The sequence below is a fragment of the Kitasatospora sp. NPDC127067 genome (assembly GCF_042724755.1).
Lineage (GTDB): Bacteria > Actinomycetota > Actinomycetes > Streptomycetales > Streptomycetaceae > Kitasatospora > Kitasatospora lactacystinica.
Genome location: NZ_JBHXEM010000014.1, coordinates 31,284 through 56,581 on the forward strand (window position 1 = coordinate 31,284; position 25,298 = coordinate 56,581).

The following is a 25,298-nucleotide window of genomic DNA, read 5'->3' on the forward strand; positions in this document are numbered from 1 at the left end:
GACCGTCACACCGCGCTGACGCCGACCCGATCCCCCGCCCGGGCACCGCGGCTCCCCGCCGCCGCCCGGGCGGGGATCACCCGCGCCCCGGGGTACCGGCCGCGCAGCGCGCCGGCCAGGCCCGCCACCACCGCGGGCGCGTCGCCCGCGCGGCACACCCCGACCAGCGAGCCGCCGCCCCCGGCCCCGCTGAGCTTCAGCGGCAGGCCGACGGCGCGCAGCGCCACCGTCCGCAGCTCCTCCAGGAGCGGGGTCGACATGCCCTGGAAGTCGCGCATCGCCGCGTGCGCCCGGGCCATCGCCTCCCCCAGCGCCTCGTGGTCGCGCCCGCGCAGCGCCGTCCACGCGGCGGCCGAGGCCCGGTCGGCCTCGGCCCGGTACGCCGCGAGCGCGGGATCGCCGGCCGCGAGCTGCGCCCGCACCGTACGGATGTGGTCGCCGGTGTTCTTCCGGGTGCCCGAATCCACCACGACCACCCGCCAGTCGTCCGGGAACTCCAGCCGTTCCCTGACGACCGGCAGCCCGTGCTCCCGGCCGTCGATCAGCAGCGCGCCGCCCTCGGCGACGGCGAGGTGGTCCATGCCGCCGCCGTTGAACCGGGCGAACTCGAACTCGTACGCCCACTGGACGATCGACACCTCCGGTACCCGCTCGCCGGCCGGCGCCCCGGCCTCGGCGAAGGCCCGGAACAGCGCCACGATCAGCGCCGTGGACGAGGACAGCCCGCTCGCGGGGGGCGCCTCGCTGCGGACGCGCACCGGCGGCGGGGCGGGGGCCAGCCCGGGGAGCCGGGCGCGCAGGAAGGTCCACACCTCGGCCGGCCAGTCGCCGGCCGTCTCCGCGACGGCCGTCGCCCCCGGCACCACCTCGACCGTGGTCGGCAGGTCGAGGGCGAGGCTGACCGAGCGGCCCGCCCCCAGCCAGTCCAGGTCCTCCCCCGACAGGCACGCCCGGCACGGCACCGCGGCGCGGATCGGATGCTCTTCGCTCATCCGGTGCTCTTCGCTGATCCGGTGCTCTTCGCTCATCCGGCCTGGAACCTCCCCTCGGCGACGAACGCCCGGTACATCGACAGCACCACCGCCGTGGGCGGGTGCAGCGGCCCCGGCGGATCGTCGAGGCGCCGGAACTCCGCCCGGCGCACCTCGTCCGCCCCCGGGGCGAGCTCCCCCGACCAGCGCCGGGCCACGAAGCACAGGGCGAAGCAGTGGGTGACGTCCCCGTTCGGATAGGTCAGGGTGTGCACGGCCGGATCGGACAGCGACCCGAACGCGACCAGGTCCTCCTTCTCCACCCGCAGCCCGGTCTCCTCCGCCACCTCCCGGACGGCCGCGTCGGCGAAGCCCCCGTCCTCCTCGCAGGCGCCCGCCGGCAGCTCCCACACGCCGTTGTCGACCCGCTGCTGGAACAGCCCCCGGCCGGCCGCGTCGAGCAGCAGGACCTGGGCCCCCGGCATCAACAGCTTTCTGCCGCCCACCTTCTGACGCAGTGACCAGGTGTACGACCCGACGTAACCCATGCCCGCACCGCCTCCTTCGCGGCCCGCCCCACGGCGGACGTCCACGGGGCCACAGACTGTCACGCGTTCTCCTCCACCAGCCAGCGCGGCACCGCCTCGGGTGTCGACTCCAGCCACCGCACGTACCGGTCCACGCCCTGCGCCACGTCGATCCGGGCCCGCCAGCGCAGCAGCTCCCGGCACCGCTCCGTGGAGGCGTAGCCCCCGAGCGGATCGCCCTCGGGGCGCGGGGTGACGATCCGGCGCGCCCCCGGGAAGTAGGGGGTGAGCAGGTCCGCGACCTCCCGGACGGACGTCGGGCGGCCCGTCCCCACGTTCACCGTCCGGCCCGCCATCCCCTCCTCCACGAGCGCCAGCGCCGTCGCCTCGGCCACGTCCTCGACGTGGACCAGGTCGCGCACCTGGACGCCGCCCCCGTTCAGGCGCATGGGACGGCCGAGCCGGGCCTGCAGGGACAGCCAGGGGACCATCCAGGAGTGGCTGCCCGGCTTGGGGATCTGCGGCTCCCCGTACACCGAGAAGTACCGGACGATCGCGTGCTCGCACCCCGACGACGCCCCGAGCAGCAGCCTGGTCTGGTGCTCCGCCCACAGCTTGCCGTTCGCGTACACCGACAGCGGGAACAGCGGCTGGTCCTCGTGGAACACGTGCGGGCCGGGCGAGTCGGCGGGGCCGTCGCCGTACACGGACGCGGACGAGACCAGCACCAGGCGGCGGATCCGCGCCCGGGCCGCCTCCTCCAGGACGACCTGGGTGCCCTGCACATTGGCCCGGAAGGCGATGTCGGGATTCCGGGTGCAGGCGGCCACGTCCGCGTAGGCGGCGGCGTGGACCACGAAGTCGGCCTCCCGGACCAGCCCGGCGACCGTGTCGCGGTCGCACACGTCGCCGACGACGAGCCGGGCCCCACTCCCCTCCACCCCGAAGACCGCGTGGCCGGACTCGGGGTAGGCGTCCATCCGGTCCAGGACGGCCACCTCGGCACCGGCCCGGCGCAGCAGGGCGGTGAGCCGACTGCCCACCAGGCCCCCACCCCCCGTCACGACGACGCGGGCGTCGCGCAGTTTCTCCAGCCGGGCCTCGACGCTCTCGCCCCCGTCGGCTCCGGCTTCGTTCGATGGCGCGTGCGATCCAGCGGACATGTGTGTCCCTTTCCGTGGAGACGGCGAACTCGATGCGCGCTCACACACAGCCACAGGCTTCACACGGAAGGTGGCGTGCCAGCCCAGCATCCGTGGATCTCCAACCGCTCCGCCAGTGCGAATTCGGCACTCTTGCCAGCCCTCGGCGCGATCCGTACTGTCCGGAACCGGTGGCACCCGCAGTAGCCGATCGCTCCAGTGGATCCACCAAGTCCCTTACGCCCCAACAGAGACAGGGAAATGAGATGACGCGCCATCAGCTCAGCGGGGTGGTCATGACCCACCCGAAGCGCCGGCGGGCCGCCGAGCGGATGGCCCTGGCGGCGCCCCCGGGCGCGCTGCGCGTCGTCATGGACCCGGACCCCACCGGCACCCCCTCGGTGCTGCGCACGGCGCTCGCCGCCTGGGAGGCCGTCGAGGACGGCGCAACCCACCAACTGGTCGTCCAGGACGACATGCTGTTGTCCGAAACGTTCTTCGAACGGGTCCGCCTCGCCGTCGACGCGATGCCGGACGCGGCACTGGCCCTGTTCGCGCTGTGGGACTCCCGCAACGGGGCCGCGGCCCGCTTCGGCGCCATGGCCGGCGCCCGCTGGATCGGCGCGGTCAACGAGTACTTCCCGTGCGTCGCGATCGTGCTCCCCCGAGCCGTCGCCGAGGGCTTCGTCCGCTACGGCCGCGAGCGCCTCGGCGGCTGGCCCGACGACATCCTGATGCACCGCTACCTCCGGGACGCCGGCGTCCCCCGCTACGTCTCCGTCCCCAACCTCGCCGAGCACCAGGACCGCGGCTCGATCTCGGGCAACGCCTTCCGGGGGCCGCGCCGTTCGGTCTGCTTCCTGCCCGGCGACCGGCCCGGCGACGAGGGGAACCGGCTGACCGGCCTGACGGTCCTGCCGTTCCTCAAGTACGGCGTCGCCCGCTGCGCGGTACGGGTCACCGGGCCGGGGCCCGAACGCTGGCTGCACCTGGACTGCGAGCAGTACCTGCACGGCCTCGGCCTGCCCCGCACGCTGTTCGCGCCGCCCGGGCCGGAGCCGGACGCGCCGGACGTCCGCGGAACCTGGCTCACGGCCCTCGCCATGGGCCACGAGGCCGCCCGCCTCGGCCTGGACGTCGACGGCTCCGCGCCCGCGGTACGGGCCGAGGTGTACGCCGAGGCGATCGCGACGATCGGGCCCGGCGGCATCAGCAACACCAGCACCGAGGAACACCTCGCCGAACGCCGCGAGGCCCTGGCCGCCGTGGCACGACGCGCACTGGCCGCCGGACACGAGGCCGCCGACCGCCCGGCCCCCCGCCGGCCGCGGCGGCCCGCCGGCCTCACCCTGCGCGGCGGCGCCACACCGCTCGGCGAGCACCTCGCACGCAGACTGGCCGACCTCACCGGCGACGCGGCGCCCGACGCCGTCCTCGACCTGACCGGCCTGCGCGCGGGAGCCCCGGCCCGGGAACTGAGGATCCACCTGCCCGACGACCCCCGGCCGTACACCCTGGCCGTGGACGAGGTGTACGGCCCCGGCTGCTCCCGGGACACCCTCATCGGCCGCATGGTGTGGGACGCCCTGCGCAGCCGGCCGGTGGTCGTCCAGGAGGGCCCCGACACCGAGGTGCACCCCGTCTACACGGACGACCTGGCCGACGCCGTGCTGGCCGTACTGCGCACCCGGCCCACCGCCCACGCCCTGACCGTCGCTGGCGAAAAGCCCGCCACGCTCGGCGAGTTGGCGCACGCCGTGCACACCGCCGTCCGCCCGGTGCCGGTCCGGACCGACCCACCGGCGCCCGGAGCCCCCACCCCCCGGCCGGCGTTCCCGGACGGCCCCCGCCCACCCGGCTGGACACCGGCGACCGGACATGCCAAGGGACTGCACGCCTTCGCCCAGTGGCTCGCGTACGAGGGCACGCTGCTCACCGTCGTCTGACCCCGCGGGCGGCGGGCGGCGGCGGGGCAGCCGGGGCGGCTACGAGCGGCTCGACACCCCCGGGCGCGGCGAGGCCGTCACCCCCGGCTCCTTCCGGCCCCGGCCCGTCGGCCCCGACGCCGCTGTCGGGGCCAGCGGCAGGCGCACGGTGAACACCGAGCCCCTGCCGGGGGTACTGGCCACCCGGACGCTGCCGTCGTGGACCTCGGCGAGCTTGCGGACGATGGCGAGGCCGAGACCGCTGCCGCCGGTCCGACGGCTGCGGGACTTCTCCGCCCGCCAGAAGCGCTCGAACACCAGCGGCAGGTCCGCCTCGGCGATGCCGCTGCCGGTGTCGGCGACCTCGATGAGGACGGCGTCGGCGTCGGTGCGGGCCCGCAGGGTGACCGTGCCGCCCGCCGGGGTGTGCCGGACCGCGTTGGCGACCAGGTTGCCGAGGGCCTGGCGCAGGCGCACCGGGTCGGCGAACAGCTCGGCGCCGACCGACGAGCCGTCCGGCGCGCTCCCGGACGACATGTTCCGGGACGACGCGGTCCCGTCCGGCGCGCTCCCGGACGACGCGTCCCGGGAAGGCTCGACGGCCAGCGCCAGGGCCACTCCGGACGCCCGGGCCCGGGCTCCGTGCGCGGTGGCGACCTGCGCCAACAGCTCCTCGACGTCCACGGGTTCGCGGTACAGGGCCAGTTCGCCCGCGTCGGCGGCGGCCAGGTCCTTCAGGTCGTCGATGAGGTGCTGGAGCAACAGGGCCTCTTCGAGCAGCGAGCCCGTCAGCGCCCGGTCCGCGGTGGCGACGCCGTCCTCGACGGCCTCCAGCCAGCCGCGGATGTTGCTCAGCGGGGTGCGCAGCTCGTGCGCGATGTCGCCCACCATCGCCTTGCGCAGGCCCTCCAGTTGCCCGCGCCGTTCCGCCATCGCGTTGAAGGCGGCGGCGAGTCCGGCGATCTCGTCGCGGCCGGTCACGTCGACCCGGGCCGAGAGGTCCCCGTCGGCCATCCGCCGGGCGGCGTGGGTGAGGGCGTGCAACGGCCGGGAGAGCCGCAGGCCGACCGTCACCGTGACCGCCACGGTCACCGACAGCACCAGGGCCGCGACCTCGGCGACCCGTCCGGGGTGGGCGGGGATCGACGCGGAGACCGCCGTGGGGGCCTCGCCCCCGGCTCCGGCACCGGTGCCCTTCGGGGCGGTCACCGGGGTGTCGACGAACAGCAGCACGGGCGGCGCCACGTACTGGACGAGCTGCTGCCGGCGGGCGTTGGTCAGGCAGGCGGACATCGCCCGGTCCTGCGGCGCCGGCCCTGCCGGGATCCCGTCCGGCCCCAGGGACAGGGTGACGGGACCGGCCTGCCGGCGGGCCAGGCAGGCGTTGACCAGCGCGGTGAGGTCGGTGAGCGCGGCGCGCTCGGTGTCGGTCGGGGCCGCCATCACCACGGGGGACGCGCAGCGCACACCGTCGGCGCGGTCGTCGGTGGTCCGCAGCCGCGGCCGCCCGGCGAGGTCGTCGGTGACGGTCGCCTCGATGCCGAGCGCCGACCGCAGGCAGTCCGCCTGCCGCAGCAGGGCGGACCGCAGGGTCGCGTGCTCGGCGGCGGTCGGCCGGAACGGTCCCGCCGCGCGGGCGTCGATCCGGTCGCTCGGTGCGCCGGGCAGCATGGCGATGTCGACGGCGAGCGGGTCCACCGTGGTGGTGGGTGTACGGGGCAGGGCCGTCCGCTCACCGGCCGTCGTCGCGGGACCGCTCTCGGGCCCGTTCACGGAAACGGGAGCGGCACCGGCACCGGCCCCGGACGCCGAGTCCACGACCGGTTCGAAGCGCGGCGTCGCCAGGACGATGCGGCGCCCGGTGGCGTCCGCGAGCCGCCGGACGGTCTCCTGCGCCCCGCTCCAGTCGGCGTGGGTCGCGGCGTAGCCGAGCAGTTCGTCGTAGATCCGGGTGTGGTCCACGAGGACCCGGGTCTGCTCCCGCTCGATCGCGCCGGTGGTCGTGCGGGCGGCCAGCCAGGCGGTCGCGGCGATGGAGCACAGGGAGACCAGGGCGGAGAGCGCGAGCAGCCGGACCGTCAGGCTGCGGCGCAGCGGGGTGTCAGGACGCACCGGGCGGCTCCTCCGCGAGCTTGTAGCCGATGCCGTACACCGTCAGGAGGGCGACGGGGCGGCGCGCATCCGGTTCGATCTTGCGGCGCAGGTTCATCACGTGGGTGTCGACGGTGCGGGTGGTGATGTAGCGGTCGATGCCGTGCAGGTGTTCCAGCAGCTGGGCGCGGGTGAAGACCCGGCCCGGCTGGCCGGCCAGCACTTCCAGCAGCCGGAACTCGGCGGGTGTGCAGCCGATCCGACGGCCGTGGGCGGTGACCTCGTGGCGCAGCGGGTCGACGGTGAGCGGTCCGACCCGCAGGACGGCCTGCGGCCCGGACGCGTCCTGGGCGTCCCGGCCGCCGTGGGTGTCCCGGGCCGGGGCCGGCCGGGAGCCGCGGCGCAGCAGGGCGCGGACCCGGGCGACCAGTTCCCGGGGACTGTAGGGCTTGGTGAGGTAGTCGTCGGCGCCGAGGTCGAGTCCGAGCAGGAGGTCCTCCTCGGCGGTGCGGGCGGTCAGCATCAGCACCGGCAGGGGGGACTCGGCGCGCAGGGCGCGGCACACGTCCAGGCCGTCCAGGACGGGCATCATCACGTCGAGGACGAGGAGTTGCACCGATCCGAGGCGGGCCCGCTCCAGGGCGGCCCGGCCGTCGTGGACGACGTCGACGCGGTGGCCTTCGCGTTCCAGGTACAAGCGGATGAGGTCGGCCTGTTTGGGATCGTCCTCGGCAACCACCACGTGTGCGCACATACGGATGATCGTAAAGCGCCGTCCGATCGCCGTTCCCCGGCCGTGTCCGCCCACGTCACCACCGCTTTCCGACTGCTTCCTGACAACTTCCTGACACTGGGCGGAGAGTGTGGCGGGGTCCGCCGGGGCCGAGTGCCCCGGTCCCCTCCCGAAAGGCCCCTCGTGCAGCCGTTCCTGAAGCCCGCCCCGAAGCCGTCCCCGAAGCCGTCCTCCCGTCTGTTGTCCCTCGCCGCCGGCGTCCTCGGCGTGGCCCTGGTCCTGTCCGCGGTCCCCTCCGCCGCCACGGCGGCCACCCCGGTCCCCTCCGGGCCCGCCACCGCGCCCGCCACCGCGCCGACCGTCTCGGAGGAGGACGTGATGCCGCACCTGCGGGCGCTGCAGCGGATCGCCGATCGCAACGGCGGCAACCGCGCGCACGGCACCCGCGGGTACGCGGAGTCACTGGCGTACGTGCGCCACGCGCTGGACCGGGCCGGCTTCCGCACCGAAGTGCGCCGCTTCTCGCACGACGGCGCGACCGGCTACAACCTGATCGCCGACTGGCCCGGCGGCGACCCGAACCACGTGCTGCTCTCCGGCGCCCACCTGGACAGCGTCAAGCAGGGCCCGGGCATCAACGACAACGGGTCCGGGTCGGCCACGGTGCTGACCACCGCCCTCCAGGTGGCCAAGGCCCGGTTGAAGCCCGCCCGGCACCTGCGGTTCGCCTGGTGGGGGGCCGAGGAAGCCGGGCTGGTCGGTTCCGCCGACTACGTCCGCGGCCTGTCCGACGCCGACCGCAAGGCGGTCGACCTGTACCTCAACTTCGACCAGACCGGCAGCCGGAACACCCAGCAGTGGCTCGTGGTGAAGGACGGTCAGCAGGCCGACAGCGCGGCCGGGCAGGTCTTCGAGTCGTGGTTCGCCGCCCGGGGGCTCGCCACCTTCGACATCGGCGTGGGCGGGTCGGACAACGAGTCGTTCGGCAAGGCCGGCATCCCGTCCTCCGGCTTCAGCACCGGCATCTCCGACTGCATCCACGATGCCTGCGACAACCTCGCCAATGTCGACCCGGCGACGCAGACCACCAGCACCAACGCCCTGATCGGCGTGGTGTGGCAGCTCGCCGCCACCGCCCCCGCCACCGCCCGGCCCTGACCACCCGACACCCCGCAGGAGACAGAGATGCCCGGAACACCGACCACCCGCCGCCGGACCGCCGCCGTGCTGGCGACCGCGACCGCCCTCGGCGTCGCCCTGACGGCCCTGCCCGCCTCGGCGGCCGGCCTCGGGGACCCGTACTTCCCCGACGACGGCGACTCCGGCTACGACGTGGGGCACTACGACGTCCGGATCGCCTACGACCCGGCGCGCACGGACCACCTGGACGGCGACACGACCGTCACCGCCCGGGCCGTCCGGGCGCTGGACCGCTTCAGCCTGGACCTGAAGGGTTTCACGGTCGCCTCGGTCACCGTGAACGGCACGCCCGCGCGGTCGTTCTCGCGCTCCGGCGAGCACAAGCTGGTCGTCGTCCCGGCCCAACGGGTCGCCCGGGGCGCCACGTTCGCCGTCCGGGTGACGTACGCCGGCACGCCCGACGCCGAGGGCTGGCACACCCTGACGAACGGCGGCGCGAACGTGTCGGGCGAACCGCACTCCGCGACCTCGTGGTACCCGTCGAACGACCACCCGTCCGACAAGGCCACCTTCGCCCTCACGGCGACCGTCCCCGACGGCTGGACCGCCATCGGCAACGGCCTGCCGGGGCCGACCACCACCGCCAACGGCACGACGACGTTCCGCTGGCGGGAGGACCGGCCGATGGCGACGTACCTCGGCACGGTCGCCGTCGACCGGTTCACCGTCCACCGGGCGCAGCTGCCCGACGGCAAGCCCGTCATCACGGCGTACAGCCCGGACGTCCCGATCGACGCGGCCACGGAGGCCGCGCAACCGGACGTCCTGGCCTTCCTGGCCTCGAAGTTCGGCCCGTACCCGTTCTCCTCGGCGGGCGCGATCGTGGTCGGCGAGTCCAAGAGCCCCGGACGCGGTGCGGCGGCCCTGGAGACCCAGAGCCGGCCGACGTACATCGGGGCCCTCTACGACGAGGGGGTGGTCCACGAGAGCGCCCACCAGTGGTTCGGCAACAGCGTCTCGTTCACCGACTGGCGCGACGGCTGCATCGCCGAGTGCTTCGCCCAGTACGCCAACCAGCTGTGGGAGGAGCACAACGGCGCCGACCTCGACACCGGCTTCTACCCCCACGTGGTCGCCGAGAACAAGGACAACCCCTCGTTCTGGTCCACGAAGCTGTACGACCCCGGGAAGGGCAAGGAGCTCGCCCCCGCCCTGTACTTCAAGGGCTCCCTGATGCTGCACGCCCTGCGGCGCACCGTCGGCGACGACGCGTTCTTCGCCACCCTGCGCCGCTGGACCGCCGACCACGCCTACGGCAACGCCTCGTTCCCGCAGTTCGAGGCACTGGCCGCGCGGGTGTCGGGCAAGGACCTCAAGGGCTTCTTCGACGCCTGGGCCCACGGGACCACGCTCCCCGCCGAGGAGTACCTCTACCCGGGCCCCCTGGGCAACCGGTAGTCCGCCGCCGGGCCGGTGCGGCTCCGGACCGGAGCCGCACCGGGATCACCCCGGTGGCTTCCGGCCGACGCCGGGCCCGGGGCCTCTCCCGGGACGGGCCCGCGGCCCGGTCCGCGGTGTCGGGATCTGAAGCACCGCATGCCGGGAGCCCGGCTCGGGCAGCAGCGTGCAGGTCGAGCGGCACGGGACGAAGAGCGCCTGGCCGCCCCGCAGTCGGACCGCCAGCGGCACCCGGTGCGCGTCGGCCGAGGCGGTCGAGGCGGTGGAGCCGATCGGACCGGGGATCGTGTCCGTCGAGGCCGTCGAGGCGGTCGGCGCACCGACCAGGATGTCGGTGACGGAGGACAGCTGGAGTACCAGGAGCTCCTCCGAACCGGCCTGTCGCATCTGTGCCGCGTGCGGGTCCGCGGGGTCCTGAGGGAGGGTCCGGACGGTGACGCCCAGCAGTGTGCTCAGCCCGGTGGCGAGGGCTGCCGCAGCCTCCGCCGTGGACGGGCCGCCGGTGACGGGGGGCTCGTAGTCCGTCCACAGGACGGCCGGTCCTCCACCGGACCGGGCCGAGAGGAACGCGGCGAGCTCCCGGAGGTAGCCGCTCTCGTCGACCGGTTCGTTCTCCTGATCGTCCTGCCCCCACTGCACCGTCGTCCTCCGTTCCGGAGCCCCGCGTCGGGAGGCTTCCCTTCGCCGGGCTCCATCATGGATTCCGGTGGTGGCGCCGGGACAGTCACGCGAAGCCGGTCCCGGGCCTCCGGTCCCGGGCTCGCGTGACCCTGCCGCCCGAGTGACCCGGCCACCCCCGTACCCCTGCCTCCCGGGGTGCCGCTACTCGCCCAGCAGCCCGGTACGGGCGGCGGCCACACCCGCCTGGAACCGACTCTCGGCGTCCAACTGCCCCATGATGTCGGCGATGTGACGCCGCGCGGTGCGCAGGGACATCCCGAGGCGGCGGGCGATCGTCTCGTCCTTGAGCCCGGCGGCGAGCAGCCGCAGGATGGTCCGGTCGATCTCCTGGGAGACCTGCTCCAGGCCGTCCTCGGTGGCGGCGGAGAACGGCCTGGCACACGACCAGGACTGTTCGAAGATCTCGCACAGATAGGCGACCAGTGACTCCTGACGGACCGCCACCGCGCCCCAGGAGCCGTCGCTCGCGGGGATGAAGGCGAGTTCGCGGTCGAAGACGATGATGCGGCCGAACAGCTCGTGGACGGTGCGGTACTCGCCGCCGAGCGGCGAGGCCGCTTCCACGTACGCCTGGCTGGGGCCGTTGAAGCGTGCGGTGTGGTGGTAGAGCGTGCGCATCCGCACCCCGCGGGCGAGCAGCGCGCGGTCCCGGCCGAGTGCTTCCTCCATGGCTTCCGGCACGCGGCTTCCGCCACCGGGCTGGCTGGCCAGCACCTCGCTCCGGCAGCTGTCCGAGGCCCGGTCGAGTGCCGCCCGTACCTCCTGCAGGCTGCTGATGACCTCGATCCCCTCACCGGCGCCGGCCGTCCGTCCGCCCCGCTGGTAGTGGGGGAAGAAGCCGACGAGTCGGGCCTGTCCCCTGGCCAGCTCCTCCTGCTCGCGGCGGATCCGGGCCTCGACGGGGGCGGCGAGCCGGGCCATCGCGGCCTCCGGTGCGACGGCGTAGCCCGCCGCCGGGTCCTGCGGGTCCGGGTACACCAGGCGCAGGGCGCTCAGCCGGCGCACCGAGGCGGCGGCCCGGTCCGGGTCCAGTCCCAAGTCTGCGGCGATGGCGGCGGGTTCGAGCCGGTGGTGTTCCAGTACCCAGGAGTAGACCGCCACGTCGACCTGATCGGGTTCCGTTCCGCCCGCCCGATCGTCCGGATCGCCGGAAACGTCCATGTACATCCCCCAGTCACTTTGCTGCCACCCAGCTTGGTGAGGTGGTCGGCCCGTAGGCGCGTGATCATCTCGCCGACATGCTAGATCACAGGCCGGGACCCGCTCGGCGGACCGTTGACGTTCCCTCCAGGAGGACTCCATGAAGCGTTTCATCACCGCCGCCGTACTGCTCGCGGCACTTCTCGGGATCAGCGCCCCCGCCGCGCTCGCCGTCCCGCAGAACCGCGCGACGGCGGCCGGCAAGGTGCACGCGGACGACACCTCGTGGGGCGGCTCGTGCGCGACCCCCTCCTGCCTGCCCGTCTACTGAACGGTCGCCGTGACCACCGCTCCCGTTCGACGTCCCCCCAGCCAGGAGAGTGCCCCGATGTCCCGACCCGCCACCGCCACCCCCACCCTGAGCCGCCGGGAGGTGGAGGTGCTGGAACTGCTGGCCCGAGGAGCCACCTACGACACCATCGCGCGCCGCCTCCAGCTCAGCCCGCACACCGTCGACACCTACCTCCGACGGATCCGCAGCAAGACCGGCGCCACCACCCGCATGCAGCTGGCCCTGTTCGCCTTCACCCACGGCCACGGCCTCCCCGCCTCGTGACGCGGCCCCGGGGCGCGTGCGCGATGTCGGGCCGGACACGGGCCCGCCCCCGCCGGCGGGTCCCGGCAGGGGCGGAGGCAGGGGCGGGGTCGGGCGAGGGGGCGGGGTCGGGCGAGGGGGCGGGGTCGGGCGAGGGACGGTCAGGGCTTGATCGTCCAGCGCTGGTTCCAGTCGTTGGTGCAGGTCCAGACCCCGAGGGCCTTGTTGTCCTCGTCGTAGGTGAGGCAGTCGTCGGTGCTGACGCGGATCTGGTACTCGCCGTCGCCGAACGCGAAGACCTCCCACTTCTGGGCGGCGGAGCCCGTCCAGGGGCGCGCCTCGGCCAGGTAGCTCTTGGTGTTCTCGGTGAGGGCCAGGCCGGTGACGGCGTTGGTGATCCTGTAGAGCCCGCCGGCGTCCTGGGTGAAGACCCAGCCGGTGGACTTGGCGGCGGTGCTGGTGGCGGCGGTGACCGGGGTACCGCTCGCGGAACCGTTGGCGGCGGGTGCCCGGCCGTTCCTGACGCTCGGGTGCAGCGTGCCGCCCAGCTGGGCGGCGCCCGAGTCGGCGACACCGAACCCCATCCGGATGTGGCCGCCGGGGATGCTGCTCCCGGTGTCGCCGGTCTCGTGCGCGGGGATGCCGGGGGTCTCCGGGCTGCTGATGGGGACCGCGGGGACGGTGATGACCTGGCCGCCGATCGGCACCTGGGGCGTCGAGGGGGTTCCGGGCGGAGGGGTGGAACCGCTGGAGGACGCCGGCACCACCCGGGCCGGGAAGTGGATGTGCCGTCCGCCGTGGCCGCTGGTGTCCGAGTCATGGCCGATGAAGGCCCAGTTCATGAAGCCGCCGTCACCGTAGTTGACGAAGTTCGATTCGCCCGCGAAGACCCAGACCTTGAAGTCGTCGTAGCCCTGCGGCCCGCCCTCCTTGTCGTGGTGCTCCAGCCTGACGTCGTCCTCGAACATCACCCCCCGCATGCTCGCCGAGTAGTCGTTCTTGAACCACTTGGTGTCGAAGGCGTCCGTCCCGTCGTACTTGAAGACGAGGACGTTGTAGCCGGGCGCGGCACTGCTCAGCTTCGAGACCAGGGCCTGGGTGAACTGGGCGTTCTCCATCTTCGCCTGCTTGGCCGCACCGAGGACGAACTTGACGGTGTCGGAGACGGCGCCGATCAGGGCGCTGGTGCAGTTGCCACCCCCGACGCCGTCCTTGCCGGCGCAGTCGGCCGCGACGGCCGGGGTCGGGGCCGCGACCAGAGCCGTACCGGCCCCGGCGAGGAGGCTGGCGGCCAGGGCGGTGGCGGTGGCGGACTTCTTCAGGCGGGCGCTAACGGCGCTCATGATGGGCTGCTTTCGGACGAGTTCGGAGGAAGCGTCAGACGGACCGGCACAACGCGGTACGGGTGCGGGCGGCCAGGGGGGCATCACCGCCGCCACCTGTCCGGTCCGCCTTCCTGCCGGCGTTCCGTTCGGTGAGGTAGATCCTGCCGAGCCGCGATGGTGACGGACAGTCACGAAGATCCGGTGCCGGAGCGGCGGTACCTGGATCACGTGACACGCCCCGCGGCCGGAACGGTGACGGAACTGCCGCCGGACGGAGGCCTGACAGCCGCGGGTCCCGCGTGTAGCGTCGCCCCATGACCGACGAGATCACGGCCAGGGCAGGCAGAGAGTTCTACACGTTCGACGGCCGGATCCTGGAGGTCTTCGGCGGCTACCCGAAGCGGTTCCACATCCGGAACATGGACCTGCGGGTCACGGGCCCCGACCGGAAGGGGAGGTGGACCGTCGAGATCGTAGCCGGTCCGCCCGAGGCCCGGGCGACGCAGCACACCTGGCACCTGTCGGCCGAGGAGTGGCAGCGGGCGCAGGGCCTGGAAGCCCTGCTGGAAACGGTACGGGCGGCCATCGCGTCCGCCCGGGAGCACGGAGCCTGAGGGTTTTCGGCGGCTGCGGCCGAGGACGGCCGCAGCCCTGTCAGTGGCTCGGGCACGGGTTCCGGTAGGCGATGTCGGGCGCGTACAGGCGCCATTGGGCGGGGCTGACGGAGCCCCTGCTGTAGGAGCACAGGCGGTCGGCGAGCCTGGCGGGATCGGTGTCGAGCAGCGAGACGGTCCTGTTGGAGGCGACGAGGAGGGTGGGCCCGGTCGCCACGAGCGCGACCGCGCGGATCGTGTCGCCGCTCGGATTGGCGACGGAGGCCACGAGAACGGGGGTGGTGGGGGTGCGGACGTCCCAGAGTTCCAGGGTGCTGCTGTTCCAGATGGCCATGAGCGCGCCGTTCTGGGCGAATTCGACGCCCTTGACACCCTGCACCGTCTGAATGGTCGTCTCGGGACGGGGATGCCCCGGATCGCCGATGTCCCAGAGGGAGACGGCGCTTCCGTTGTTGGCGCCGGCGGCGAGCAGCCGGCCGTCACCGCTGAGGCCCAGGACGTCGTTGAAGGCACCGGGCACGGTGACCCTCGACGTCGGCTCGCCGCCGGCGGTGAAGTGGAACAGTTCCAGGGCCGAGCACTTGCAGGTGATGTCCGGTGTGCTCGTGACGGCCATGACCGTTCCGGCCGGGGTGTCGCGGGAGAGCGCGGAACCCATGTTCAGCGAGTCGGCGGAGCCGCCGGAACCGGAGGAGCCCTCCGGGGGTTTGATCGCCGAGGAGCCGGTGCGACTCGGTTTCGCCGGGTCGCTGACGTCCCACCAGTCGAAACCGGCCTTGCTCGCCAGGTAGGCCGTGCGGCCGTGGTTCAGCAGGCCGGCGTCGTGGCCGTCGGTGTCGGGGGCGGGGATCGAGCCGGCCTCCGTCGCGTCGAGCGAGTCGGTGACCCGCCACAGGTGGAGTGCCCGGCCCCTGATCACCGCGATTCGGTGGCCACCGTCGTCCCAGGTCACCCCGAAGCTGATGATCACGTCACCGACGGCCGACGGGGTGGCGGGGAAGTCGGCGGTGCCGAGGGAGGCGGCCTTGACCGGGTGGTGCGGATCGCTCACGTTCCAGAGCCGGACCTCGCCTTCCCATCCGACGGTCAGCAGCGCGTCCGCGCGGAGGAACGCGGTGCTCCGCACGGAGACCGGCAGGGTCGCGACGAGGGCGGGGCCTGTGGACACGGAGAGGTCCCAGAGCCCGACGGACTGCGTGATCGGGGTCGGCGCCGTCGCGGTGACCTGCTGCGCCGCGGCCATCAGGCGGCCGTCCGGGCTGAACGACCAGGAGGGGAGGCCGCCGGGCAGCCGGGCCTCGTCGATCTGCCGGACCGGTGCACGCCACCGGCGCAGCACGCCGTCGCCGCCCACCGTCAGCAGCCCGCCGGCCACGGTCGTGGCCATGGCGTAGAGGCCGGAGGCCGTCTTCATGCAGCTCGACTTCGCGGACCCCAGGCCCAGGTTGTCCGCGGACAGGGGGACGACGCACAGATCGCCCTTGGGGTCCTTCACGTCCGTCCCGCCGTAGGCGAGCTGGCGGCCGTCCCGGCTGAAGGCCACCGCGCTCACGTTCGCGGAGCCCCCCGTCGAGACTCTGACGGCCTCGGGGTGGGCCGGGTCCCCCAGCCGCCAGAGACCGACCTCCCGCTGGCTGCCGGCGGCCAGCATGCCGCCGTCGGGGCTGAAGACGATCGACTTGTACCCGGTCTCCAGGGTGGCCGGATTGGCCGGGTTGACCGGGTCGGCGATGTCCCACAGCTGGGTCCTGCCGCCGAGAACGGTGGTGGCGAGCAGACTTCCCCGCGGTGCGAAGGCCACGGCGGCGAGGGCCGCGGGTCCCTCCCCGGTCGGGTTGCGCAGCCGGGCGAGCTCCGTGGGGGCGGTGGGCCGGGCGATCGACCACAGGCGGGTGTCGCCGTTTCCCAGGGCCGCTGCCAGCAGCGTGCCGTCCGCGCTGGTGGCCATCGACATGACGCCCGCCCGTTCCCCCGCCGGGTCGGTCGCCAAGGGCAGACGGGCCGCGATCACGGGCTTCCCGGGGTCGGCGAGGCTCCACAGGCACAGGCCTCCCCCGGTGCCGCACGAGGCGGCCAGGTGGGACCCGTCCGGGGTGAGCGCGATGCCCGTCAGGCCGACCTCGACGGTCGAGCGGAGCGCCGGCGCGTCCGGGTCGGCGATGTCCCAGATCCGGACCGCTCCGTCCTGGTTCACCGCGGCGACCAGGGACGCGCGGGCGGAGGTCGCCATGACGAGGGTGTCCTTGCCGGCCTCGCCGACGACGCTGTTCAGCAACGAGCCGCTCAGGTCGTACAGCTGGGCGGCGGCCTCCCGGGTGGGGGACGTCCGGTGGGCGGCGATCGCGAACTGGGCGGCCAGTCCGGGATCGGTGCCGCCGAGGGCCTGCGCGCGGGCGGCCAGATCCTTGGAGTCGACGACCGCGGCCTTCTGGGCGGTGGCCTCCCGCTCCCGGGCGGTGGCGTGGCGTTCCCGCACGGTGAGCACGCCCCCGGTCACGGCGGCCAGCAGCGTCACGCACAGCGCCGCGGCCACCGTGCCCTGCCTCCGCCGGCGCGACCTGCGGTGGACGCGACCGCGTTCCAGGTAGTCCCGTTCGGCCTCGCTCAGATCCCCGGCCCGGCTGTGCAACCAGGGCTCGGCGCCCGCCAGCGTGATCCTCTTCGGCAGCAGATCGCGGTCGCGCCCGCCGCGCTCCCAGCGCTCCCGGTCGTGCCGCAGGACCTCCCTCCAGGCCAGGAACGCGCGGTCCTCCTCGACCCAGGCGCGCAGCTTGTCCCAGGCGTTGATCAGCGCCTCGTGCGCGAGCTCCACCGTGTCCACGCCTTCGGCGCTGCGCCCGACGACCAGCAGCCGCTCGTCGGCGAGCCGCCGGGCGATGCGCCACTCGTCCTCGCCGAGCTCGGTGCGCAGCGCCGTCCGACGGGTGGCGGACAGCGAACCCAGCGGCACCCGGACGAGCTGGGTGAAGAGACGACGGGCGGCCCCCTTCTCCTCCTCGGGCGAAACCTTGTACCGCAGGACGTCGTTGGCGTACGCACCCAGCGCGCCCTTGACGCCGCCGAGCGCCTCGTAGGCCTGGTGGGTCAGCAGACCGCCGTCCTGGCGCCGCCAGAGCAGGTCGAGGGTGAAGCCCAGCAGCGGCAGCGCGCCCGGTTCGGCTCCGGTGTCGTCCAGCAGGCGCTCGGCCAGGTTGGGCGCGTAGCGCACCCCCGCGACGGCGTCGACCGGCGCGGTGACGACCTGGTGCAGCTGCTCGCGGCTCATCGGGCCGAGTGCGTAGACCTGCCGGCCGATCACCGGGCCGAGGAGCGGATGGGCGAGGGCCGCCTCCAGGAAGTCGGCCCGCAGGGTGGTCAGGACGCGGACGGTGTTCGGCAGGGTGTCGGTGAACAGCACTGCGGCCAGTTCGTCGACGGCGGACCGGCCGCGCACCAACAGCTCCTCGAACTGGTCCAGCACCAGGAGCAGTTGGTTCGCGCCGTGGATTTCCAGGAGCCGGGGCACGAGGTCGGCCATGCCCTGCGGCCCGGCCAGCACGGCGGCCAGGACGGGGGCCCGCTCAAGACGCTGCGTCGCCGACAGCGCCGGCTCCAGCAGCGGCAGCAGCGCGGCGGCCAGCGCCGACAGCGGACTGCTGCCGGAGTCCGGCCGCAGGGTCACCGCCAGCGCCCCCGCCGCACGGCGCCGGGGAACCACCCCGGCCATGGCCAGCGACGACTTCCCGGAGCCGGAGGGGCCAACGACGGTGACCCAGCGCTCGCGCGCCGTCAGGACGGCGACCTCCTCGCTCTCGGTGTGCCGGCCGTGGAAGACCGCCGCGTCCGACTCCTGGAACGAGGTCAGGCTGCGGAACGGCGACGGCGGCATCGCGACGGCCCGCAGCCCGGGCCAGGCCGCCGTCAGGCCGTCGGTGGGGGTCAGGTAGCTCACCGGGGGATCGGTCGCCTCGGCGATCGTCACCATGCCGACCACCCCGCCGAGACGGTCGTCCCACACCGGGCTCCCGCTGAACCCCCCGGAGACCCGGTAGCCCCTGGAGGCGAGGTCGACCTGGAGCAGTCCCCCGCCCTGTCGGCCCCGCAGCACGCCCGCGTGCCAGACCCCGTCCGAACGGCCCACCGGGAAGCCGAACACCCGTACGGGATGGTCCCAGACGTTCTCGGCCCTGGTCTCGACGGGCCGGACCGGGCGGGCGCCGGCCAGCGGGGCGGCCAGCCGCAGCACCGCGACGTCCCCGCCGCGCTCCGAGGTCCGCGGCACCCAGTGCTCGACGACCGCCATCACCCCCGCCACGGCCGGCCCGCCCGGCCCGGACGGCACCGGCAGCAGGGGCAGGTCCACGAACACCCAGGACCCGACGCCCGGCTCGACGCCCTGCCCGGCGAGCGCCGCCGAGACCACGTGCGCACAGGTGACGGCCAGGTCGGGTGCGACCAGGAAGCCCGCGCCGACCGGCCTGCTCAGCGCGTCGTGGATCCGCAGCACCGCGGCGTCCAGCGCGTTCGACCCGACGCCCTCCACGGGCCCGGGGACCGGCGCCGTCACGGCGCGGGCTCCTCCGCCGCCGGTTCGACCACCTGGTCCGTCCCGTCGGCCGGTGTCCGTTTCCAGGTCAGCGAGACCTTGAAGTTCGCCTGCGCCGAGGTGCTGGAGATCACCACGTCCGCCTCCGCGGACAGCGACAGCCCGAACTCGATGCCGATCTCGTCCGGTGCGTGGGCCATGCCGCGGAAGCCGTCGACGAAGTCCTGCGCCACCGGCCTCACCCCGGCCAGCATCTCGCCCAGCGACCGTGTGGCACGGGCCACCACCTGGCCGGGCCGGGCCACCTGCACCAGGCCCTCCGAGGCCTGCTCGATCTCGATCCTCACGACGTCCGGGATACCGCCCCCCGGACCGACCGGCAGTTCAACGAGGTACGCCATCTCTCCCCCTCGGAGCCTCACCGGCCCCATGCATGCGTGGTGACCCTGTCCCTGTCCCTGTCCCCGTATCGCTCCCGCCGACGCGGCCGACGCGAACCCGTGGGAACCCGCCTGCCGGGCAGGGGGAATCACCGTACAAGCCCGCACCGGGGAGTGCCTCGGGAACGGACGGAACTGGCGACAACTCGTATATGAGTGCTAAGACTTGTGGATCTCAGCGGTGGGCGGATGCCACCATCCACCGGCCGGCCGGTAGGCGCGGGGGCCCAGAAGTCGGGCCCCGGCTTCCGGCCGTGGTTGGCCTTCTTCTTGCGGGCGTGCTCCTCCTCGCGGTCCGCGGGGTGCCGGCGGTTCAGGCGGCCCGGCCGGCCAGCTGGTCGGCGAGCCTGGCCAGGCGCTTCAGCGAACGCTCCTCCTGGGCGGCCGGCGCCACGGGCGCGACGGCATCGCCGTCGAAGTAGGCGCCGTTGGCCACGACCGTCCCCGGCAGGCAGAGCCGCACCACGGCCGCCGCCCCCTCCGCCGCCGGCGCGCCGGTGCGCCCGTACAGCGGCAGCAGCGCGGTGGCGCACTGGCCCGGGTCGAGGCTGACGGCGGTGATGCCGGAACCGGCCGGGGCCATCCCGGCGGTCGCCATGGTGAGCGCCAGCTGCGACTGCGCGTACGCGGCGACCCGCGAGTACCTCTTCGTCCGGTGCGGGTCCGACCAGTTCATCGAGGCGGTGCGGTGCAACGAGGAGGAGACGTTGACGATCCGGGCGTCGCCGGCCGCCGAGAGCGGGGCGCGCAGCAGCCTCGCCAGCAGGTGCGCGGCCAGGAAGTTGACCTGGAGCGAGACCTCGTTGCCGTCGCCGGTCAGGGTGCAGCGCTCGGGCGCCATCGCGGCGGCGTTGTTCACCAGCAGGTCGAGCGCCGGGTAGTGCTCGACGACCGTGCCGGCCAGCACCGCGACCTCGGCGAGGTGGGTGAAGTCGGCGGCCAACTCGACGAGTTGGTCCCGTCGGGCGCCCGCGGCGACCAGCCGCTCGACGGCGTCCGCCGCCTCGGCGGCGGTCCGGGCGTGCACGAGCACGGTCGCACCGTGCCCGGCGAGCAGCCGGGCGGTCTCCCAACCGATCCCGGAGGAGGCACCGGTGACGAGGGCAGTGCGGGCGGACAGCACAGTGTCGGACATGACCCATCCAAGGGTGTAAGGCAACGGCGGGGTAGGGGAGTTGAGCGGCACGAGGCCGCTCGCTCCCGGGGCCGCCGGTGCGGGAGAGGTTTGGTGCGATGAGAGGACGCCGCCCGTCCCCCGCCCCTCGGAGCCGGTCGGGGCCGAGGGACGGGCGGCGGTGATCGGCACGAAACCGGTGGAGGACACCGAAACCCGTGCCCCGCGGCCGGCGGAGAGCGGGAAGCGGCTCGGTCCTACCGGACGGCGGTGGCGACCGCGACAGCGACGATCCGCGGCCGACTATGCGGCGGGCGGTCGTGATGGCGTGTCGAGCGGTGCATGTGCTCCATCAAAGCCCGCCCGCAGGCCCGGGGCAAGCACGTTCACCCTCCCTGACGAACCCCTGACGAACCCCTGACGCCCACCGACGCGCCGCTGACGCATCGTTGACGCGCACACCCGAACGGGGTGCCCACGGCGACCGGTGTCCCGGAACACGGCGGCACGGGTGCGGTCGGCTCCTGCGGTGCCACCACGCCAACTCCGCGTCCGCCGTCGGCTCGTGGTGCGTTCGCCGGAGGAGCACCGTGTCCAGCCGATCGACCTGCACCCGGAGTTCGCCGGCGGCCCTCGGCGGAAGCTTGAACAGAGCGTCCCGCAACGTGTCCCGGGCCCACCCCTCGCCGCAACACGGGTAGGTGTACTCGGCCTCGCACGGCCTCCAGCGGCGCTTGGTGCCGCGTGAACACGCACGGACCACACACTCAGCGCCACTGCCACGATGCCCGGGGACAACCGCTCCCGTTCGAGCACGCGAACGGCGGCGTTCGCCGCTCCCGACAGACCTGGGACATCGCGATACCGCGCCCAGGGCCTTCCCCGGCCGCGCGCCGACGGGAGAGCTCTTGTTCACGGCCCTCGCGCCGACGACCCCGGCCCGGCTTCCGGTGCGTCAGCCGGTTGCCGGCCCCGGCCGGTGGGACAGGCGGATCACCGTCGTGGAGTCGACGGTGCGGGCGCCGGCCATGGTGCCGCACCCGGTGCTGATGCTGGTGCCCGCGCCGCTCAGCGTGTCACCGGCGAAGCGCGCGCTGTCGGAGGTGACCCTGCCGGCGGCGACCAGCGAGGCGGTCCCGTAGGCCTTGACGACGTCGACGCGGTCGAACCCGAGCGTGGAGACGGCGCCGTCCGCCCAGGTGACGCGGGTGGCCGAGGTGTCGCCGTGCTCGTCGCCGGTGCATTCGGTGCGCGGCAGGGTGACGGTGTGGTCGACGGTCCCGGTGGCAACGGGCCGGCCTGCCGGGTCGACGCACTTCACGGTGCCGGTCATGTGCAGGGTGTCGGCCTGGGGCGCGTTGCCGCCGCCCGGGCCGACGGGGGTGTCGAAGGTGCCGTGGAGGGTGCGCACGCAGGTGGCGTCGACCTCGGGATCGGCGGAGGCGGCGCCGGCCGGAATGGCCGCTTCGAGGAGTGCCACGGCGGTCAGTGCGGCGCCGACGAGTACGGGTTTCATGAGCTGGATCTTCTCCTGTTGAATTCGGGTTCGATCAACGAATTTCCTGGGCCACGGCTTCGGCGCCGCGCACGGGAGCCAGGGCCGTGGCCAACCGGTCCACCCGCGAGAGATATTCCGACCGGGAAACGATCTGATCGTTATCCGAATCAAACATTGAGAAGATACGACGTTTTACTTCATCACACACAGCAGTCCCCTCCGGTATTCGTCTGCGGTTTTCCGGAACCGCACAATACCGACGGAGACGCCGGTTCCCAGGAGGCGCGCGATCCGGGGAGGCGCCCGATCCACCCGCCACCGGCGGGCCGCGACCACCGCCGGTGCACCGCTCCTCCTGGTTCCCGCGCTCAGTGAAGGACGTCGAGGGCGTTGTCCGCGTCGTTGACGAAGTAGACGGCGTCCCGGTCGAGGTCCAGCGCGAGACCGAAGAGCGCGCCGGCGCCGGGCGGGGTGCCCTCGTTGTTGATCTGCTTGCTCGCCACCTGCCGCCCCTCGGGAGTCGTCTCGACGATGTTGCCGTCCCCGCCGTTGACCGTGAGGATGTCACCCCGGGGTGCGATCGCCAGCCCCAGCGGGGCGTTGAGGCCGCCGCCCTCGGTGACGACCCGGCCGATGCCCGCGCTGTCCGTGCGGGCGACCGCGTGCGGGATCGCGGTGATCCGGCTCAGCACCGCGTCGGCGACGAACAGCGTGCCGTCATGGCCGAGTCCGACCCCGGTCGGGCCGACCACCAGGGCCGCCGGGTCCGTCCGCTCGGGGAACCCGGAACCGATCTCGGTGGTGGCCACCCGCTGCGGCGGCTGGTCGTCCTCGGTGCACAGGGTGATCCGCAGGACGGTGCCCCGGTCGACCTCCGCGCCGCCGCCGGCGACCGTCCCGTTGAGCACGTTGGTGACGAACAGCTCGCTGCGTTTGCCGGTGCTGACGGCGGTCATGTCCCACGGACCGTTGATGCCGTCACCCGCGATGGTCTCCCGGACGACTCCGTGCCGGTCGAGCACCAGCAGGCAGCCGGCCTGGGCGGTGTCGGACGTGCCGTCCGCGGTGGGCAGGCTGCCGACCACGACCCAGCCGCCGGGCAGGACGGTCAGCGCCGTGGTGAGGCCGACCCCGCCGGGGCAGGGGCCGGGCAGGTTGTTCGGGTCGATCGTGGCGAACGTCGTCCTGCTGCCGCCCGGGGTCACCTGGACCAGGGTGGTGCCGGTGCCCTGGAGGTTGGCCGAGTTGTTGAAGTTGCTGATCAGGACGTTGCCCCGGTGCAGGTCACCGACGCTCTCCTGGATGGTGAACGTGCCGTACGGGTTGACGTCGCCGTTCTCGGGGACAGTGGACGCGACGGCGGACACGGTGTGCAGCCGGTCCAGGAACGGCGGCGGGTCCGCCGCGCCGGCCGGGGACGCGGCAGCGGCCAGACCGAGGGTCAGCGCGGTGGTCGCCAGCGCGTTCGAACATGCCCGAAGCTTCATGTGCACATGCCTTCTGGAGGGCGGACCGGACCTCCGGTTCCCGGACGGCCCGACCCGCGGAAGTACTCGGATCGCCCCCGGAACGCCACGCTAGGCGCAAGCCGCCGCACCCCGCCTCGCGACGTCCGCCAAACGCTGATCACACTGAGTGACGACAGTGCGCCGATGCTCGGCGGGGCGCTGGACCTCGTCGGCATCGCCCTGCCCGAGACGGGAGCAACACCCGTACGCGGGCGCCGCTCCGCCTTCCGGGGCCTTCCGGGGCCGTCCGGGTCCTGACGGTTCGTTCCCAATCGGATCCCGCCCGAACGCTCGCCATCGACGCGCCCCGGGCGCAGGCTGCTTCCGTGACCGTGTCCGTACGGACGCGGTGCGAGCGGAAGGACGACACATGACGAGCACACGCGGCCGCATCGCCGCCCTGGCGGGCGCCTTCGCGGTGGTCGCCGGCACCACCCTGGCGACCCCCGCTCTCGCCTCCACCGGAGCCGGAGCCTTGGCCGGGGCCGGGGCCGGGGCCGGGGCCGGGGCCGGGGCCGGGGCCGGGGCCGGAGCATTAGCCGAAGCCTCGGCCGACGGCGAAGCCCTGGCCGGCGGCGGGGTCACCGGGCAGGCACCCTGCCCGGACGCGCCCAAGTTCACCTGCGGGACCCTCACCGTCCCGCTCGACCACAGCGGCGCCACCCCCGGCAACCTCGACCTCGCGGTCGCCGTCACCGGCAACACCAAGGCCCCCAAGGGCGACCTGCTGTTCCTCACCGGCGGTCCCGGCCAGCCCGGCGTTCCGCTGATGAAGCGGATCGCGGGCAAGCTGGAGCCCGTCCTCAAGGACTACCGCCTGGTCATGTACGACCAGCGCGGCACCAGCCGGAACGCGCTCCAATGCCCGGGCCTCCAGGAGGACATGGGCTCCTCCGACCTCGCCCTGCCGCGCAAGCAGTCCGTCGCCGACTGCGCCGCCGCCCTCGGTACCGAAGCCCGCCACTACAGCACCGCCGACACCGTCGCCGACATCGACCTGCTGCGCCGCGCCCTCGGCGACCGGCGCCTCACCCTGGACGGCGTCTCCTACGGCACCATCGTCGCGAAGCGGTACGCGCTCGCCCACCCGGCGCACGTGGCCCGGCTGGTGCTCGACTCGGTGGCGCCGCCACAGGGTTTCGACCCCCTCGACCTGGCCGCGCCGCCCGCGAGCGCCCGGATCCTGCGGGCCGCCTGCCGGGCCACCGGCTGCACCACCGACCCGGCCGCCGACCTCGCCGCCACCGTTCGGCGGTACGGCAACGGAGCGCAGATCCTGAGTGCGCTCACCGGCTACGAGTTCATCGACCCGGACTACGGCGGGGTCCCGGAAATCCTGCACGAGGCCGCCGCCGGGCAGCCCGCGAAGCTCCAGGACTTCTTCGAACTCGTCCACCGGGAGGTCGACGCCGCCCCGGCCGAAGAGCTCAGCCAGGGGCTGCACTCCGCCACCCTGTGCGCCGACTCGCGGTTCCCGTGGGGCACCACCGACACCCCGGTCGAGGGCCGGGCGGCCGCGCTGGAGCGCACCCGGCAGCGGCTGACCACCGAGCAGACCTGGCCGTTCGACCCGGCGACCGCGACCGGGCTCGGCAGCCTCCTGGTCTGCCTGGACTGGCCGCGCGAGCCCGTCCCGCCGATCCCGCCGGCGCACAGCAAGCTGCCCGACGTGCCGGTGCTGCTGCTCGGCGGCGACCGGGACCTGGCCACGCCTTATGAACTGCTCTTCCAACAGGCCGAGTTCGCGCACCATCCGCAGATCGTGATCGTCCCGGGCGCGGCGCACTCGGTGCAGAACCGGGCGGCGAACCCGGCCGGCCGACAGGCGGTGTACGACTTCCTGCTGAAGTAGCGGGAGGCGTCACCCCCGG

Annotated in this window: 20 protein-coding genes; 7 read left to right on the plus strand and 13 right to left on the minus strand. The window is 73.9% G+C overall.

All coding sequences use genetic code 11. From position 1 onward, the window contains the following. Positions 1-5: 5 nt before the first annotated feature. From ACFWJ4_RS08495 to ACFWJ4_RS08505, 3 genes are read right to left on the minus strand one after another with little or no spacing between them, the layout of a single operon-like run. Positions 6-992: a galactokinase gene (locus ACFWJ4_RS08495; protein ID WP_380540792.1), complete on the minus strand. Its 987-nt coding sequence runs from the start codon at positions 990-992 to the stop codon at positions 6-8. A 32-nt stretch (positions 993-1,024) separates the two neighbouring features. Continuing rightward, entirely contained in the window at positions 1,025-1,519 is a 495-nt protein-coding gene (locus tag ACFWJ4_RS08500; protein WP_359904633.1) for an NUDIX domain-containing protein, read from the minus strand. A gap of 59 nt (positions 1,520-1,578) precedes the next feature. After that, entirely contained in the window at positions 1,579-2,661 is a 1,083-nt protein-coding gene (locus ACFWJ4_RS08505; protein ID WP_380540795.1) for an NAD-dependent epimerase/dehydratase family protein, read from the minus strand. Between the two features lie 245 nt (positions 2,662-2,906). Here ACFWJ4_RS08505 and ACFWJ4_RS08510 point away from each other — a divergent pair, with 245 nt between their 5' ends. Further along, the gene (locus ACFWJ4_RS08510) at positions 2,907-4,586 is read left to right on the plus strand and encodes a hypothetical protein (RefSeq protein ID WP_380540798.1); all 1,680 of its coding nucleotides are present in this window, start codon (positions 2,907-2,909) and stop codon (positions 4,584-4,586) included. A 39-nt stretch (positions 4,587-4,625) separates the two neighbouring features. Here the strand turns inward: ACFWJ4_RS08510 and ACFWJ4_RS08515 are convergent, their stop codons facing one another. Next, the gene (locus tag ACFWJ4_RS08515) at positions 4,626-6,677 is read right to left on the minus strand and encodes a sensor histidine kinase (RefSeq protein ID WP_380540801.1); all 2,052 of its coding nucleotides are present in this window, start codon (positions 6,675-6,677) and stop codon (positions 4,626-4,628) included. Next, the gene (locus tag ACFWJ4_RS08520) at positions 6,667-7,410 is read right to left on the minus strand and encodes a response regulator transcription factor (RefSeq protein WP_380540804.1); all 744 of its coding nucleotides are present in this window, start codon (positions 7,408-7,410) and stop codon (positions 6,667-6,669) included. Before ACFWJ4_RS08520 ends, ACFWJ4_RS08515 begins: the two co-directional genes overlap by 11 nt. 219 nt (positions 7,411-7,629) lie before the next feature. Between ACFWJ4_RS08520 and ACFWJ4_RS08525 the strand changes: the two genes are divergently transcribed. Both ACFWJ4_RS08525 and ACFWJ4_RS08530 read left to right on the plus strand, forming a co-directional pair. Beyond that, positions 7,630-8,547, plus strand: coding sequence for a M28 family peptidase (locus ACFWJ4_RS08525; protein ID WP_380540806.1), 918 nt, complete (start codon positions 7,630-7,632; stop codon positions 8,545-8,547). Positions 8,548-8,574: 27 nt separating this feature from the next. Further along, positions 8,575-9,987 (plus strand): M1 family metallopeptidase, encoded by a 1,413-nt coding sequence (locus ACFWJ4_RS08530; protein ID WP_380540809.1) that lies wholly within the window; start codon positions 8,575-8,577, stop codon positions 9,985-9,987. A gap of 45 nt (positions 9,988-10,032) precedes the next feature. Here the strand turns inward: ACFWJ4_RS08530 and ACFWJ4_RS08535 are convergent, their stop codons facing one another. Continuing rightward, positions 10,033-10,626, minus strand: coding sequence for a hypothetical protein (locus ACFWJ4_RS08535; RefSeq protein WP_380540812.1), 594 nt, complete (start codon positions 10,624-10,626; stop codon positions 10,033-10,035). A 183-nt stretch (positions 10,627-10,809) separates the two neighbouring features. Beyond that, entirely contained in the window at positions 10,810-11,835 is a 1,026-nt protein-coding gene (locus ACFWJ4_RS08540; RefSeq protein ID WP_380540815.1) for a LuxR C-terminal-related transcriptional regulator, read from the minus strand. Between the two features lie 133 nt (positions 11,836-11,968). On the opposite strand from ACFWJ4_RS08540, the gene ACFWJ4_RS08545 reads away from it, so the two are divergent. After that, positions 11,969-12,139, plus strand: a complete 171-nt coding sequence (locus ACFWJ4_RS08545) for a hypothetical protein (protein ID WP_380540818.1) — start codon at positions 11,969-11,971, stop codon at positions 12,137-12,139. A gap of 57 nt (positions 12,140-12,196) precedes the next feature. After that, positions 12,197-12,424, plus strand: a complete 228-nt coding sequence (locus ACFWJ4_RS08550; RefSeq protein WP_380540821.1) for a response regulator transcription factor — start codon at positions 12,197-12,199, stop codon at positions 12,422-12,424. Between the two features lie 140 nt (positions 12,425-12,564). Here ACFWJ4_RS08550 and ACFWJ4_RS08555 read toward each other — a convergent pair whose 3' ends face one another. Further along, positions 12,565-13,746 (minus strand): RICIN domain-containing protein, encoded by a 1,182-nt coding sequence (locus ACFWJ4_RS08555; protein ID WP_380540824.1) that lies wholly within the window; start codon positions 13,744-13,746, stop codon positions 12,565-12,567. A gap of 296 nt (positions 13,747-14,042) precedes the next feature. On the opposite strand from ACFWJ4_RS08555, the gene ACFWJ4_RS08560 reads away from it, so the two are divergent. Next, positions 14,043-14,342 (plus strand): hypothetical protein, encoded by a 300-nt coding sequence (locus tag ACFWJ4_RS08560; protein ID WP_380540827.1) that lies wholly within the window; start codon positions 14,043-14,045, stop codon positions 14,340-14,342. A 40-nt stretch (positions 14,343-14,382) separates the two neighbouring features. Here ACFWJ4_RS08560 and ACFWJ4_RS08565 read toward each other — a convergent pair whose 3' ends face one another. From ACFWJ4_RS08565 to ACFWJ4_RS08585, 5 genes are all read right to left on the minus strand, one after another. After that, complete coding sequence (locus ACFWJ4_RS08565) at positions 14,383-18,888, minus strand: trypsin-like peptidase domain-containing protein (protein ID WP_380540830.1); 4,506 nt, start codon at positions 18,886-18,888, stop codon at positions 14,383-14,385. Beyond that, the gene (locus ACFWJ4_RS08570) at positions 18,885-19,214 is read right to left on the minus strand and encodes a CU044_2847 family protein (RefSeq protein WP_380540833.1); all 330 of its coding nucleotides are present in this window, start codon (positions 19,212-19,214) and stop codon (positions 18,885-18,887) included. The genes ACFWJ4_RS08565 and ACFWJ4_RS08570 overlap by 4 nt, the downstream gene beginning before the upstream one ends. Positions 19,215-19,620: 406 nt before the next feature. Further along, positions 19,621-20,442, minus strand: coding sequence for an SDR family NAD(P)-dependent oxidoreductase (locus tag ACFWJ4_RS08575; RefSeq protein WP_380540836.1), 822 nt, complete (start codon positions 20,440-20,442; stop codon positions 19,621-19,623). Positions 20,443-21,376: 934 nt separating this feature from the next. Then, the gene (locus ACFWJ4_RS08580) at positions 21,377-21,937 is read right to left on the minus strand and encodes a hypothetical protein (protein ID WP_380540839.1); all 561 of its coding nucleotides are present in this window, start codon (positions 21,935-21,937) and stop codon (positions 21,377-21,379) included. A 350-nt stretch (positions 21,938-22,287) separates the two neighbouring features. Further along, on the minus strand, positions 22,288-23,406 hold the full coding sequence (locus ACFWJ4_RS08585; RefSeq protein ID WP_380540842.1) for a hypothetical protein: 1,119 nt from the start codon (positions 23,404-23,406) through the stop codon (positions 22,288-22,290). Between the two features lie 391 nt (positions 23,407-23,797). Here ACFWJ4_RS08585 and ACFWJ4_RS08590 point away from each other — a divergent pair, with 391 nt between their 5' ends. Next, positions 23,798-25,279, plus strand: coding sequence for an alpha/beta hydrolase (locus tag ACFWJ4_RS08590; protein WP_380540845.1), 1,482 nt, complete (start codon positions 23,798-23,800; stop codon positions 25,277-25,279). Positions 25,280-25,298 lie beyond the last annotated feature (19 nt).